The organism is Neptunicoccus sediminis (assembly GCF_001719615.1).
In the GTDB taxonomy this organism is placed as follows: Bacteria; Pseudomonadota; Alphaproteobacteria; order Rhodobacterales; family Rhodobacteraceae; genus Amylibacter; species Amylibacter sediminis.
In genome coordinates this window covers 285,529-300,130 of sequence record NZ_MDVX01000002.1, presented here as the reverse complement: position 1 = coordinate 300,130, position 14,602 = coordinate 285,529, and the positions used below count along the sequence as shown (strand labels likewise).

12 protein-coding genes and 1 tRNA gene are annotated in these 14,602 nt (G+C 58.6%); 3 read left to right on the top strand and 10 right to left on the bottom strand.

Features of this window, described 5'->3' with window-relative positions:
- The first annotated feature begins 83 nt into the window (after nt 1–83).
- On the top strand, nt 84–1,418 hold the full coding sequence (locus BFV97_RS05360) for an 8-oxoguanine deaminase (RefSeq protein WP_069299311.1): 1,335 nt from the start codon (nt 84–86) through the stop codon (nt 1,416–1,418).
- On the opposite strand, the gene guaD is transcribed toward BFV97_RS05360, so the two are convergent.
- The 3 genes from guaD to BFV97_RS05345 are packed head-to-tail and all read right to left on the bottom strand — an operon-like array spanning nt 1,415 to nt 4,464.
- Complete coding sequence (guaD, locus tag BFV97_RS05355; RefSeq protein ID WP_069299310.1) at nt 1,415–2,710, bottom strand: guanine deaminase; 1,296 nt, start codon at nt 2,708–2,710, stop codon at nt 1,415–1,417. The two genes, BFV97_RS05360 and guaD, sit on opposite strands and share 4 nt — an antisense overlap.
- On the bottom strand, nt 2,697–3,086 hold the full coding sequence (locus BFV97_RS05350; protein ID WP_069299309.1) for a DUF6165 family protein: 390 nt from the start codon (nt 3,084–3,086) through the stop codon (nt 2,697–2,699). Before BFV97_RS05350 ends, guaD begins: the two co-directional genes overlap by 14 nt.
- Nucleotides 3,079–4,464: a tetratricopeptide repeat protein gene (locus BFV97_RS05345; RefSeq protein ID WP_069299308.1), complete on the bottom strand. Its 1,386-nt coding sequence runs from the start codon at nt 4,462–4,464 to the stop codon at nt 3,079–3,081. The genes BFV97_RS05350 and BFV97_RS05345 overlap by 8 nt, the downstream gene beginning before the upstream one ends.
- Nucleotides 4,465–4,612: 148 nt before the next feature.
- On the opposite strand from BFV97_RS05345, the gene mgtE reads away from it, so the two are divergent.
- Complete coding sequence (gene mgtE, locus BFV97_RS05340; protein ID WP_069299307.1) at nt 4,613–6,010, top strand: magnesium transporter; 1,398 nt, start codon at nt 4,613–4,615, stop codon at nt 6,008–6,010.
- Between the two features lie 84 nt (nt 6,011–6,094).
- Here the strand turns inward: mgtE and BFV97_RS05335 are convergent, their stop codons facing one another.
- From BFV97_RS05335 to rlmB, 5 genes are all read right to left on the bottom strand, one after another.
- The gene (locus tag BFV97_RS05335; protein WP_157888267.1) at nt 6,095–8,830 is read right to left on the bottom strand and encodes a hypothetical protein; all 2,736 of its coding nucleotides are present in this window, start codon (nt 8,828–8,830) and stop codon (nt 6,095–6,097) included.
- A 337-nt stretch (nt 8,831–9,167) separates the two neighbouring features.
- A complete protein-coding gene (locus BFV97_RS05330) occupies nt 9,168–10,463 on the bottom strand; it encodes an O-acetylhomoserine aminocarboxypropyltransferase/cysteine synthase family protein (RefSeq protein WP_069299521.1) in 1,296 nt (431 codons plus the stop codon).
- A 53-nt stretch (nt 10,464–10,516) separates the two neighbouring features.
- A complete protein-coding gene (locus BFV97_RS05325) occupies nt 10,517–10,969 on the bottom strand; it encodes a CoA-binding protein (protein ID WP_245667590.1) in 453 nt (150 codons plus the stop codon).
- A gap of 327 nt (nt 10,970–11,296) precedes the next feature.
- Entirely contained in the window at nt 11,297–11,755 is a 459-nt protein-coding gene (locus tag BFV97_RS05320; protein WP_069299304.1) for a YHS domain-containing (seleno)protein, read from the bottom strand.
- A gap of 100 nt (nt 11,756–11,855) precedes the next feature.
- Nucleotides 11,856–12,647, bottom strand: coding sequence for a 23S rRNA (guanosine(2251)-2'-O)-methyltransferase RlmB (rlmB, locus tag BFV97_RS05315; RefSeq protein WP_069299303.1), 792 nt, complete (start codon nt 12,645–12,647; stop codon nt 11,856–11,858).
- 142 nt (nt 12,648–12,789) lie between these two features.
- On the opposite strand from rlmB, the gene BFV97_RS05310 reads away from it, so the two are divergent.
- Nucleotides 12,790–12,873: transfer RNA gene (locus tag BFV97_RS05310), tRNA-Tyr, on the top strand.
- A 17-nt stretch (nt 12,874–12,890) separates the two neighbouring features.
- On the opposite strand, the gene BFV97_RS05305 is transcribed toward BFV97_RS05310, so the two are convergent.
- Nucleotides 12,891–13,358 carry a DUF305 domain-containing protein gene (locus BFV97_RS05305; RefSeq protein ID WP_108721635.1) on the bottom strand — a complete coding sequence of 156 codons (468 nt, stop codon included), beginning with the start codon at nt 13,356–13,358 and terminating at the stop codon, nt 12,891–12,893.
- A gap of 86 nt (nt 13,359–13,444) precedes the next feature.
- Nucleotides 13,445–14,299, bottom strand: coding sequence for a fumarylacetoacetate hydrolase family protein (locus tag BFV97_RS05300; protein WP_069299301.1), 855 nt, complete (start codon nt 14,297–14,299; stop codon nt 13,445–13,447).
- Nucleotides 14,300–14,602: the final 303 nt, after the last annotated feature.

Below are 14,602 nucleotides of genomic sequence, written 5' to 3'. Positions count from 1 at the left end.
GCGTCGATAACCCCAATTTCCCGACTTTTCAATCATGCCAGCGGCACCAGCCGCTGGTTTTACTTTGGATTGGAGAGTTAGACATGACACGTCTTGTTATCAAAAATATCGGCCATCTGGTCACGATGAATGCTGAAAGGTCCGAACTTTCGGGCGTTGATATGGCGGTGGAAAACGGGGTCGTTGCCGAAATCGGCAAGGATCTGACTGGCCCGCAAACTGTGAACGCGCAGGGCTGCGTTGTCACCCCCGGTCTGGTGAACACCCATCACCATCTGTTCCAGACATTGACACGGGCGGTGCCCGGTGGACAGGACGCGCTGTTGTTCGGCTGGTTGCAAACGCTCTATCCGATCTGGGCACGGATGGGGCCGGAAGAGATGTTCACGTCGGCGCAGGTGGGGCTGGCCGAACTGGCACTTTCGGGCTGTACGCTCAGTTCCGACCACCAGTATATTTTCCCCAACGGCTCCAGTCTCGACGACGCGATAGAGGCGGCCCGCAGCATTGGTGTGCGGTTTCACGCAGCCCGTGGTTCGATGAGCATCGGGGAGAGCGATGGCGGCCTACCCCCCGATCATCTGGTGGAACGGGAGGCGGATATTCTGAACGATTGTATCCGCGTGGCCGACCGCTATCACGACGCCGAAGAGGGTGCGATGTTGCGCATTGTCATGGCCCCGTGTTCACCGTTTTCGGTCAGCACCGGCCTGATGAAAGACAGCGCGGCACTGGCGCGGGACAAGGGGGTGATGCTGCACACCCATCTGGCGGAAAACGACGAGGATATTGCCTATAGCCAAGAAAAATTCGGCTGCCGTCCGGGGCAATATGCGCAGGATATGGGGTGGACCGGAACGGATGTGTGGCACGCCCATTGCGTGAGGTTGGACGCGCAAGAGATTGATTTGTTTGCAAGAACCGGAACCGGTGTTGCCCATTGTCCCTGTTCAAACTGCCGTCTTGGCTCCGGTATTGCGCCGGTGCGCCAGATGCGGGATGCGGGGGTACGTGTCGGGCTTGGCGTGGATGGATCGGCCTCTAATGACGCGGGGCATCTTTTGGATGAGGCGCGGCAGGCGATGCTGTTGCAGCGGGTGCAGAACGGCGCTGACGCTATGGCCGCGCGGGAGGCTTTGGAGATTGCCACGCTGGGCGGGGCGCAGGTTCTGGGGCGCGCCGATTGTGGATCGCTTGAAGTGGGCAAACGGGCAGATTTCGCCATTTGGGATATGTCGGGCCTTGCGGCTGCGGGGAACTGGGATCCGGTGGCGGCTTTGGTGCTGACCGGTCCCCATAACGTGCGCGACCTTTACGTTGAGGGACGCGCTGTGGTGCAGGGCGGGCAGATGGTTAACGTGGACCTGCGCGAGGTGATCACCCGCCAAAACCGCCTTGCGGCACGTCTGGCGGGTTAACCTGAGCGAACTTCCTTGCCATTGACCCAAACACCGGCGATGGCGCGGTCGTCGCCCATCATAATGGTGGGGAAAACGGCTTCCCAGATGTCCTCCGCCCGTTTGCTGCGCTGCGCAATCGCAGGGGTGGAGGCCAGATCAATCGCGATCAAATCAGCCTCCATACCTTGAGCAAGGTTGCCGATTTTATCCTGCAGCCCCAAGGCTTTGCTAGATCCGACTGTGGCGAGATAAAGCAATTGTGCAGGATGCAACGGCGTACCGCGCAACTGGCCCACCTCATAGGCAGAGGCCATGGTGCGCAGCATGGAAAAGGACGAACCGCCCCCCGTGTCCGTTGCCAGCCCCACCGGAATCCCCCGCTGGTGCAAGCCGCTTACATCACACAGGCCGGACCCGATAAAGGTGTTGGAGGTGGGACAATGGCCGATGCTGACACCCTGTTCCGCCATCCGGTCAATTTCCCGCGGGGTGAGGTGGATCGCATGACCCATAACCGCGCCTTTGCCCACCAACCCGTGCTGTTCGTATACATCAAGATAATCCCGCGCATCGGGAAACAGGTCTTTGACCCAAGCGATTTCTTCGTGTTGTTCAGACAGATGGGTTTGCATCAGGCAATCGGGGTGTTCCGCCCAGAGCGTACCTAATGCGGAAAGCTGGTCAGCGGTCGATGTCGGCGCGAACCGCGGTGTGATGACATAGCCGAGGCGATCCACCCCGTGCCAGCGCTCCAGCAACGCCTTGCTGTCGTCATAGGCGGATTGCACCGTGTCGCGCAAACCGTCCGGCGCGTTGCGGTCCATGCAGGTTTTCCCGCCGAGCATCCGCATCCCGCGTTCCTGCGCCGCAGTGAAATAGGCGTCCACGCTTTCAGGATGGATGGTGCAGTAACTGGCAGCGGTTGTGGTGCCGTTGCTAAGCGCCAGATCGCAGTAAAGAGATGCGATTTCATCGGCATATTCGGCATTATTAAAGCGTATTTCTTCCGGAAAGGTATAGGTGTTCAGCCAGTCGATCAATCGCTTGCCCCAACTGGCAACGATACCTGTCTGCGGGTAATGCACATGACTGTCCACAAAGCCTGCCATCAGCAGGGCTTCGCCCGTATCCGTCACCCGCGCCTGCGGATAGCTGGCACGTAGGCTGTCTGCGGTTCCGGTGGCAAGGATTTTACCCTCACGGATTGCCACGGCTCCACGGGCGGTGTGGCGGGCGGCTTCCGGTCCGTCCTGAAAGGGATCTCCGGCAAAACACAGGGTTTGGCCGAGGATCAGTTCAGTATTCGGCATAGGATTTTTCTTCGACAATATGTGAGCCAAGCGCCTGATTTATCTGCTTTTTGTAATCGGCTCGCTTGTCATTGGTGACATAAACCGCGCGGGCCAGCCGGATAAATTCCTCTCCGAAATCGCCCGCACGCTCGCAGTCGCGGATGGCGTCTTCGATGTCCCACAGCTCGCGGTTGACGTTCAGCAGTCGGTGGTTGAGAACGGTGATTTCCTCGGTCTTGGGAATATGTTCGTCGGCAACCGCAAACAAGGCTGCATGTTCGACTTTCACATTGGCGAGCTTTTCGGGGTCTTCGATCCGGTCCAGCTTGATTGCCAGAATGGTCAGCTTGTCCAGCAGCTCACCCGGTGAAATGGGGGTCAGAATTTCATCCATGTCGGTCTACCAATTCTTCCAGTTCCTTACGGAGATTAACAAAAACGCGGTCCCAGTCACCGGATTTTTCCTGTCGGATCAGGCGCATAGACGGATACCACGGGGTGTGATCCTGAAATGGTTCATAAAGCCAGTAGGCTTCTGAATGCAACAGGTTCCAGACCTTCGCCCCCAAAGAACCCGCGACATGGGCGATGGCGCTGTCCATCGTGATCACAAGGTCAAGCTGCTGGATCAGCGCGGCACTGTCGGCAAAGTCACGGTCGTTTCCGGCAGCATCAAGGATCACGCAAGAGGTGCCATCCCCGTGATAGGCTGGTGTCAGCGGACCTTTATAAAGCGAGAACATTTGCAGGTTTGGAACATCGGCCAGTTGCAGGAACTGCTGGTGGCTGAAGGATCGTTTATGGTTGGCGCGATAGGTTACGGAACCGGACCAGAGCACACCAACCTTGAACTGGTCCTTGAACGGCGCAAGCAGGGCGCTGGCCCGATCCTGTGAATCCTGCGGTATGGTTAACGTGGTCGGGGCAGGCAGCGTCTGAAGCGTGGTGCCCAGATAACGGGGCAGGTCCATCATCGGCACCCAGTAATCACACCCCTCAAGGTCTGCGGTGCTGAGCGCAAAGCTGGACACACCCGCCAGCCCCTTAAACACGCGGTGCAGCGGTGGTTTGACCGACAGACGCACTTCGGCACCCATATCCGCAACCCCCTTCAGGAATCGCGCCATCAGGATCGTATCGCCAAACCCTTGCTCCGGTGTGACCAGAAGCGTCTTTCCTGACAGGTCCTCTCCGGCCCATTTGGGCATCGGCATTTCAGGCAGCGAAATTTCATCCCCCTTCCAGCGCCAGTCAAATTCGGCAAATCCCGCAGGATAATCCCCAAGCGCCAACAGCGCAAAAGACAGCTGGATATGCAATTCCGGTTCGTCAGGGTGCACCCTAAGCGCCTTTTCCAGTTCCGCCTTGGCCTCTGCATAACGGCCGAGGGCGCGCAGGTATTTGCCAAGCGAAGACCAGTTCTCGGGGTTTGAAGGGTTCCGCGCCAGCGCCTTGCGCCGTAACGCGAGCGCCTTCTCCGGCTCACCCGCATCAAAAAGCGCATTGGCCGCGTTGTTCAGCACGGTGTCGCTCTCGGGGCCGATCTGGAGCGCCTTTTGCTGGCAGACCACCGCCAGCGGATAGTTTTTCTCGCTGCGGAACAGGGCGCCCAGATTGGACCAGATCGGGCCGTCCTTGGGTCTGCGGGCAAGATAGGCGCGGTACAGATCCCGCGCCGTAGCAAGATCACCTTTTCGGTGATGAAGCACCGCACCTTCGCGCAGGTCGGACAGGGTTTTAAACTGAAGTTGTTGGGGTTTCTGGTCTGTCATAATTCTGTGTTACGCCAATAAAATCGTTTGCAAGCAACCTTCACAGTAGACGGGATTTTCTGATCAGGCAAACCACAGGTTTTACCGGAATTGGTGTTGTTGCAAATGGGGCGAGCGGGTAGAAGAAAACCAAAAGCAGGGGAAAAATATGCAGGAAGAGATCACACCGGACGACGCCTATGTGGACCCTGACACCGGCGACGGGGCCTATGCGCTTGATACGGTTGCGATTGACGCCATTCTGGATGCAGTGGAAGCGGGCGACCAGTCCCGTCTGATAGAGCTTCTGGCGCCGCTGCATTCTGCCGATATTGCGGATGTTCTGGAACAGATTTCCGGCGCGGAGCGGGAAAGCTTGCTGGCGCTTTGGGGAACAGAGTTTGACGGCGATGTGCTGTCGGAGCTGGATGAAAACCTGCGGGCCGATCTGATCGAAACCCTGCCGGCCGATGTGATGAGCTCGGCGCTCAGGGATCTGGAATCCGATGATGTGGTGGATCTGGTAGAAGATCTGGAACACCCCCAGCAAACCCGCGTCCTGGATGCGCTGGAGCAGGCGGACCGTGTCGTCGTCGAGCAATCCTTGCAATACCCCGAGGAGAGTGCGGGCCGTCTGATGCAGCGAGAGCTGGTAATGGCACCGGCCCATTGGACTGTGGGCGATGCCATTGACCATCTGCGCGGCGAAACCGATTTGCCCTACCGTTTCTATGTGGTGGTAATCGTCGATCCCAAGATGCAACCCATCGGCAAGGTGGCCCTGTCCGACCTGTTGTCGAGCCCGCGGGACACCATGCTCGCCACGATCATGGACGAACATTTCCATGTCATTCCTGTCACCCAAAGTCAGGAAGACGTGGCTTATGCCTTTAACCAGTATCATATGGTATCCGCTCCTGTGGTAGACGAAATGGGCCGTCTGGTTGGCGTGATCACCATTGACGATGCCATGTTGGTTCTGGACGAGGAAACCGAAGAAGACCTTCGCTTGCTGGCCGGTGTCGGTGACGAAAGCCTGACCGACAGTGTTCTGGACACCACCCGCCAGCGGTTTCCGTGGCTGGGCGTCAACTTGATCACAGCAATTCTGGCCTCTGTGGTGATTTCGCAGTTTTCCGACACGATTGAAGCCATCGTCGCCTTGGCGGTATTGATGCCGATTGTGGCGTCGATGGGGGGAAATGCGGGGACGCAGACCCTTACGGTTGCGGTGCGTGCGCTGGCGACGAAGGATTTGACGGCGTCAAACGCGATGCGAGTGATCCGGCGCGAAGTCATGGTCGGCCTGTTGAACGGTCTGATGTTCGCTGTGATCATCGGCGGTGTCGGCGTGGCGTGGTTCGGTTCTGCCATGCTGGGCGTGGTGCTGGGGCTGGCGATGATTGCCAACCTGTTGATTGCGGGTATGGCGGGCATCCTGATCCCGATTACCCTGACCAAGCTGAAGATCGACCCCGCGCTGGCATCGGGGGCTTTTGTGACAACGGTGACGGATGTGGTCGGCTTTTTCGCCTTCCTCGGGTTGGCTGCGGTGATGCTGACCTGACCTGTAAACGGGTGCTCGCCCATTGAAAAAGCCGCCGGAACATGTGTTGCCGGCGGCTTTTCTTTTTTTGGTGAAGGGGTGGCCCTACGGGATCTTCAACACCTGATCGCGGCTGCCTTTTTTGATCCGCAGGCTATCCTCGCCAATGGCAGAGACGCGCCAGCCGCCCAGACTGTCACCGGCTTTCACCTTCACATAGCGACCTGTCGAGGTCCGCACGAGGGCGCGACGCGCGCTCGGGGTGCCAAAGACGCCCACAAGACTAAGACGGGAGCGCCTGAATTTGGACCGCTCCGTGGCGGCATTGGCCACACTGGTGCGGGTGGGGGTTGGGGGTGCCTTTACGGTGCCAACTGCGGCCTTGGGCGTTTGTGCTGTGGCCCGCGTGCGTCCGCCGGTTTCACGGGGTTCTGTCGCTGCGACACGCTTGACCACACGATCCAGACGGGCAGGGCGTGCCTTGGGCTGGGGGCTTTGGTCGATGGCAAACCGCGAGGCGCTGGCGATTGTATTTTGCGGCTGGGTAGAGGCAACAACGATCTCTGGTTCAGGTTCCGGTTCGGGGGCAATAATCCGCAGCGCATCAGGGCGCGCACGGGATTTCTTTCCCGCCAGCGCAGGATCGGCCAGTGCGACTAGCCCTTCCATTTCAAACGGGGTCAGAACCCGCAGGTTCGTCGGGCGGTTGCGGGCCTTAAGGCCTGCCAGTGCCGGATCAGCCAGCGCAGTCAACGTCGGGGCTTCGGGTTCCTGTGCGGTCTCGGTTGCCGCTTCGGTTTCTGCCAGCGTTCCGGTCGTATCAGGGCTTGCAACCTCTAGGTCTTCGGCCAGATCGCTCGGGCGGACTTGCGGGCGCAGGGCGGGATTGGCCAGCGCCAGTGAGGTTGCGCTTTCGATGGCTTCTTGCGCTTCGGTTTGGGCTATGGCGGCTGTTTCGGCGTCCACATCCGCTTCGCTGGCGATTTCCGCAACGGTGGTTTCCAGTGTTGGTTCGTCGCTGTCAGCTTGCGTAACGGTTGTGGCCGCCTCGTGTGCGGCGGGGGCCGGTTCTGACACAGGTGTTGCCAGTTGTTCGGGAACATCCAATGTGGCAGGGCGCAGCTTTGCACGTAAAGGCCGCAGGGCCGGATCAGCCAGTTGCGCAATGGTCGGCGGTCCAAACGCCGGACCTGACGGGGCTGGCACCTCCAGATCGGCGGGGCGGACCCGTGCCCTATAGGGGCGGAGCGCGGGGTCTGCCAAGTCCAGAATTGTTCGGGCCGCGGTTTCTTCCCCGGTTTCAACTGCTGTCGTGTTTCCAGCTAGTAATGCTGCGGAGGCTGGGTCTTCGATTGCATCTGCCGGAACGTCCAGATCGTCGGGGCGCAGACGGGGGTTAAATCCGGCCAGCGGGTCGGCTGGCAGGGCCGAGCCGGGACGGTCCCGTGGCGGCTGCGGCGGTTTGCCGGCGAAAATCATGATGTATTCCGGCCCGGGGGTGCCTTCTTTGGTTGGTGTCAAAGTACCGGGTTCGGCGGTAATGGGTGACGGCGGGCGCACCGGACGGGCAGCAGGTTCCTGTGCGGTTTGGGGCACAGGTGCTGCGTCCCGATCCGTTGCGGGCAAATTGCCCAGAAGGATCGGATCGAAAGACTGGCTTGGCAGGGTCAGCGCTGCAAGGCGAACCGGCGTTTCCGGTTCTGTGGGCGCATAGACCGCAAGGGCCATATCGCTCTGGATGATCTCGACAATTTCGTCATTTACCGCAACTTCCGGCAGATCGCGACGCGCTTCGGCAATTTGCAGGCTGCTGGTTTTCACCAGTTCGGATTCTCCGGCCACAAAGGGGGATACTGATTCTTCGGGTTGCAGGCGGATGATAAAGGGGCGGTCCGTGGCCGAATTGCGCGGGACAGCCTTGGTAGCAAGCTCGGGATATGAGCTTTGCGCTGGTGCATTAAGCGCAATCCGGACAAGTGGTAGGTTCGGTGCAATATCCTGCAAGACGGCCCGCTGCGTTGGCTCTGCTGGTTCCGGTTCCGCATTGGCGGCGGAGTCGGTTTCAGGCGCGGCCAGCGCGGTGTCTTCCTGTGGTTCAGGCGCTGCGACGGACCCTGTCAGATTGGCCGTGCCAGCCTGATCGGACAAAGCCGCAGTCTGTTGGTCGTTGGCGGTTTGTCCGGTCGTTTGCTCAACTGCGGCCACAGCAGGGGCTGCGTCATAGTCGCTGGCATCCGAGGAAAACTGCGAATAGCCGAAATAGCCGATCGCCAGACCGACAGAGGCGGCAGCCAGCCACGGCACAAAACGGGACGCCTTAGGCGCAACAGACTGTTCTGTAAGATAAAAACGTGGTTCGCGGTGGAATTCGCGTTCGGTGTATTCAGTGGTGAAATAGAGCGTGTCAAAGCCGTGGGTCTTGGCGAAATCTTCCGCTTCCCGCAGGGTTTGACGGGCGACAATCCCGATGGGGGCCATATTGCCAAAGCCCTTTTCGCCCATGTCATAGACGATTTCATCCATCGGCAGGGGCGAGATTTTTTCGATCTGGCGCAGCCCGTGACGTTCCGCGGCTTCATCCTCGAATACGCCCAGACTGACCTTGGACAACAGCACCTCGGAGCGGGGCACCCGTACCACTGTTCGGCACTGGCGGACCTTGCCTGCGCCGTTGCTGACCGCCTGATCCCGCAGTGCGCTGACCTGTGCCGACAGGTCAGGCGCGTCAAGCGGCACATGACCGAGCACAGTCCAAGCGCCTCCACCAGCACGATGCCACAGAGCGACGCCCTCGTTCGACAGATCGAGTGCGAAATTCGGTTTGGTTTCACCCATCATCATAAAATTCTCTCTATCCACAGCGCGGATATACCATCACCGGCGTTCATTGCTACAGTTTTGCTGGGCTAAGCCCTTAGTGTAGCAGATTTTTGCCGGAATTGGAACGCTCCGCCGGATCAGGCGGAGGATTTCCGTGTTGGTCGTCTTCCGTTTTCGGTTTGGTCGTGTGAATCACGGTCCCGCAAGCGGCGGTGGTGTCCTGTGTAAAAGCACTTCGTATCAAAAGGATTAAATTTCAAGTCGCGCAGAGATTTCGTCCGGCGTTTTGCCTCAAAAGCAGCTAAAATCTGCTGCAAGGAGGGCTGGCGCCCGCGTGGTGCGGACGCCAGAGCATCTTTTAGGCTGCGGTAGCCTTGTTCAGCGCCTGATCCAGATCAGCGATCAGATCTTCGACGGTTTCAATCCCGATGGACAGGCGCACGGTGTCCGGTGCAGCGCCGGCGGCTTCTTGTTGTTCAGGCGTCAACTGGCGGTGGGTGGTAGAGGCCGGATGGATGATAAGCGACCGTGTATCCCCGAGATTCGCCACATGGCTGAAGATCTCCAGACTGTCCACCAGCTTGATACAGGCGTCATAGCCGCCCTTCACCGCGAAGGTGAACAGGGCACCTGCGCCTTTGGGGTAAAGCTTGCTTGCACGTTCTGCATAGGGGGAGGAGTCCAGTCCGGCATAGGTGACGGTTTCGACGCGATCGTCCTTCTCCAGCCAAGCGGCAACCTTTTTGGCGTTTTCCACGTGACGGTCCATGCGCAGCGACAGGGTTTCGATCCCGAGTAGAGTGTAATGCGCCCCTTGCGGGTTCATCGTCATGCCCAGATCACGCAGGCCAATTGCGATGCCGTGGAAGGTAAAGGCCAGTGCGCCAAAGGTCTCGTGGAATTTCAGGCCGTGATAGGCAGGCTCCGGCTGGCTGAGCGAGGGAAATTTATCGCTTTTGGACCAGTCGAACTTGCCGCTGTCCACAACACAACCACCTGTTACCGTGCCAGAGCCGGTCAGGTATTTGGTCGTGGAATGGACCACCAGTGTCGCGCCCATTTCGATCGGACGGCACAGGTAGGGCGTGGCCGAGGTGTTATCGACGATCAGGGGCAATCCCGCTTTATCCGCAATCGCAGCAATGGCTGGAATGTCGGTCACGTAACCGCCCGGATTGGACACACTTTCACAAAAGACCGCGCGGGTGTTTTCATCAATGGCCGCTGCAACGGCATCCGTGTCATCCAGATCCACGAATTTCGCGGACCAGCCAAAACGCTTGATGGTCTGGCTGAACTGGGTGATCGACCCGCCATAAAGACGTGTGGAGACGACAACGTTACAGCCCGGTCCCATCAAGGGAAACAGGGACATGATCTGCGCCGCATGACCAGAGGAACAACAGACAGCCCCGGCACCGCCTTCAAGGGTCGCAATGCGTTCCTGAAGCACCGCTACGGTCGGGTTGGTCAGGCGGGAATAGATGTAACCCACTTCTTGCAGGTTAAACAGCGCCGCTGCGTGATCTGCATCGCGGAACACATAAGAGGTGCTTTGATAAATCGGAGTCTGCCGCGCCCCTGTTGCGGGATCGGGGCGGGCGCCTGCGTGCACTTGCAACGTGTCAAAGCCGTAGTTGGGTTCGTCTGTCATGGTTGTCTCCTCGTAGATCGGTTTTGCGCAGAGTATGCCCAATCCACGCCCCTTCACAACCGTGAAGAAATGATTCCCGTGTTAAAACCGCCTTTGCGCAATTCACCGAAAAGCCGTTGATATTCTATTTTGGGGCAGCGGTTCTGGATCACGGTCACGCCCGCAGCTTCGGCCTGCGCCGCGGCTTGTGCATGGCGCACGCCAATTTGCATCCAGATGGTTTGAAGTTGGGGCAGGAACAACGCAAGACTGTCCTCGACAATCGGGGGCACCGCTTCGGAGCGGCGGAAAATATCCACCATGTCGATTGGCTCGTCCTTGAGATCCGACAGGTCGCCCCGCACGGTTTCCCCCAGCAGTTCCTGTCCGGCATAGGCGGGGTTGACCGGAATCACCCGATACCCGCGCAGTCCCAGATAACGGGCAACATAATGGGAGGGGCGCACCGGATTGGTAGACACCCCGATGCAGGCAATGGTTTTTGTGCGTTTAAGGACATCACGCATCAGATCGTCTGAATAAGTCTCGCTCATAACCGGAGTGTAGCGGGGGGCGGGCTATGGCTCTAGCCGAAAAGCGACAGAACGAAGGGGGGAGGGTAAACAAAAAAGCGCCCGAAACGGTTAGGTTTCAGGCGCAAGGTGTGGAACGAGGGACAGTAGTCAGAGACGGGGAGTTCCAATCGACCCGTCCAGTGCAATGATATTTAGGACACTCTGTCGCAGAGTTAAGGCTTTGTAATAAAAACGTGATCACGGCGTGTTTGAAGGTGCTGCGTTCAATGCCGCGCAGTGATCTTTCAGGGCTGCTGCTGCCTGTGTGACCCCAAAATTCTATTGATTAAGCACATCCGGCCAGTTGCGGTCGCCCTTTTCGATATGGCCTGCGGTGTCGGACTGCCAACGCTCACGCACGCTCAGGCTGTAGTTGAGGTAGAGTTTCCCGTCCACAATGCTCCACGCTTCAGGCACGGTGGGCGCGATATAGCCGTTGGCCATAGCAAAGGCACAATAACCACCGTATTGCGGCGCGTAACGCTCCGGAGCATCTGCGAAGATCGCTGCGTTCTGTGCAGAGGAGAACAGCCATGTGGCGCCGTTCCATTCTACTGCGTGATCGGGGGAACCGGCGACCGGCTTGCCTGCGCTGAAATAGGCAACTGCATCGCTGCCATCAATTGCGACAGCCCCTTCGGTATAGACTGGCGGGGTTTTGGCGGCTGCCATCGGTGCCACCAGCGTCACAGCAGAAGCGGCGTAAAGCGCGAGGAGGGCGCGGCGGTTAAGGTTCATGGCGGTCTCCGGACAGTATTCTGGAGATAACGCTAGCCGATGATTTCGCTCCGCTCTACGGGGCACACGTTGATGTGAGCGGGCGTGAGCAGAGCCGCCGCTAGCGCAGGCGCGCGGCCTCATACAGTCCAACCGCCGCAGCATTGGACACGTTGAGAGAGCCGAATCCGCCGGCAAACCGGATTTTCGCGATGATGTCACAGCTTTCACGGGTCAGTTGCCGCAATCCCGGACCCTCGGCTCCAAGGGCCAGAGCAACAGGCATCCGGGCCGATTTCGTCAGCTCTTCAGCCAGATCGCTTTCCCCCAGACCGTCCAGCCCGATGATGAAATATCCCATTTCTTTCAGGGCTTTCATGGATGTCGCCAGATTTTGCACCCGCAGATAGGGTTGCCGCTCCAGCGCACCGGATGCGGTTTTCGCAAGCGCACCGGTTTCCGGCGCAGAGTGGCGGTGGGGGGCGATGACAGCGCGGGCGCCGAACACTTCGGCAGAGCGCAGGATCGCACCGATATTGTGGGGATCGCTCACCCGATCGAGCAGCAACACCACAGGGTTTTCACCGCGCGGCGCACAGCGTTCGGACAGGCTGCCCCAGATAAGCGGGTCCACTTCCAGCGCGGCCCCCTGATGCACGGATTGCGCATCCAGCGGCGCAGAGAATTTACGCGGGTCCTGAACCTCGGGTTCGATATTGGCCGCAGCAATGGCATCCTCCAGCTTGGCCTGAGCATTGGGGGTCAGGATCAGCCGGTGTTTGACTCGGGCGGGATTCATCAGCGCATCGCGCACTGCATGCAGGCCGAACAACCAGACCGTCACTGGCGTATCCCCGCGTTTTTCCCGCTCTTTTTCAACAACCCATGTGGGTTTCTTGGGTTTTCTGGCCATGATCCTATGCCCTTGCTGCCGTGTTTATCCCGTGTCGCAGATGCCAGAAGCCACCGCAAGGGGCTGGGGATGAACAAGATGCAAGATTGATGCAGATTAGTGGTTGACGCCACCCAACACCCCCGCTAAATCGGGCGGCGTTGGGCGACGTGCTGCAAGGTGCGGCAGCGGACTGTAACTCCGCCGAGGCGACTCATGCCTGGTTCGATTCCAGGGTCGCCCACCATATTTCTGGCTCCCGTTTTAACGGGACTCCAGATCCGCGATGAGGGTTTTCATCTCTCCGATTTCTTTCTGTTGGGCCTCGATAATGGAATTGGCCAGCTCCCTGACACGGGGATCGCTGATTTCTGCCCGCTCGCTGGTGAGAATCGCAATCGAGTGGTGGGGAATCATCGCCTTCATCCAACTGACATCCTGCACGGTTTCCTGCGAACGCACGAGCCAGAGCGCGATGGCAAAGACCAGCGCCGACCCTACGTAAATTGCTGCATTCACAGTCTTATTCTGGTACATACCCAACATGAACGTCAGCATGACAACCGCCATGACGGCCCCCATGATGAAGGTCATGTAAAACCGTGTTTCACTAAAAAATACGTGGTCCACGGCATAGGTGTTGAGATACATCAGCCCGAACATCACCGCTGTTGAAGTGCCGACCATTGCAAAGAAACGGCCATAAGACCCTTTGTGGTTGCTGTCTTTCATCATTCCCTCCGTCGAAGTGATTATAAAATCACAACAAGACTCCAGCGCGGGAGGGTTCCGAATTTTTTTGAAAAATTTGGTCGGGGTCAGTCTTCGTCTACCACCGGATTGGAACAGATGCCGATGCCTTCGATCTCTACCTCGATCACTTCACCGGGCTTGAGAAAACGGGGCGGCGTGCGGGCATGGCCGACACCCGGCGGGGTGCCCATAGCGATCATGTCACCGGGGTTGAGCGTGGCAAATTCCGAGATCGTCGCGATGGTTTTATGCACAGGCCACATCATTTCGGACGTATTGGCGCTTTGCAGGATTTCAGAGCCGACACGGGATTCGATCCTCAGCCCGCTGGCGCCGGAGGGCAATTCATCGGGCGTTACCACATAGGGGCCGACAGCGCCGGTGTTGTCAAAGTTTTTGCCCGGCGTCCATTGCGGGGTCTTTCGCTGGTAATCCCGCACAGAGCCGTCGTTGAACACGGTATAGCCGAACACATGATCAAGCGCTGTGTCAGGTGAAATATGCCGCCCGCCTTTGCCAATGATCACCATCAGCTCTGCTTCATAGTCCAGTTTGGTCGAACTTTTGGGCCGCACCATCGGCGCACCGGAGGGCATGAGGGATTCCAGACCGCGCATGAACAGGGCAGGGTAGCTGGGCATATCATAGCCCCCTTCCTTGGCATGATCGGCATAGTTCAGCCCCAGACAAATCGTCTTGCCCGGACGCTCAACGGGCAGGGCAGGGATAATGTCGCCAACCGCCACCTTGTCCGATCCGGCAATCCGCGCTGACAGGCTTTGGAGCAATTCGGGATTCGTTAGCAGAGATCTGAGGTCCGCGCCGACATCGCTGGATAAGAGGGAAAGATTTGTGGCTGCATCGTCATTGACTGCAAAGACGGCGTTTCGTCCTGCATGTTTCCCAACCAGTAATTTCACGCGTGTATCCTTGTCGCCTGTCTTTTTCCCTGTCGTAGGGTGATCTCCGGCGCCAATGCAAAGGTTTCCCAGCGCAGCGCGCTCGAATGGCAATGATCTCTGCTGAAACGTCCCTACAATTCCGAGTTTATGCGGCTTTGACAGATCATGCGCTGTCGAATTTTGCAAAGGTATTATTGCATTTTTGTAGACACCTCGCGTGTGGGGCCAACACGATGGCGTCCCATGCCGGACGCGGGCGCTGTATCAGACGGGAAAAAGGCGCAGACGGTTGGACCGCTGCGCCTCGCTACTTTGGTGGTG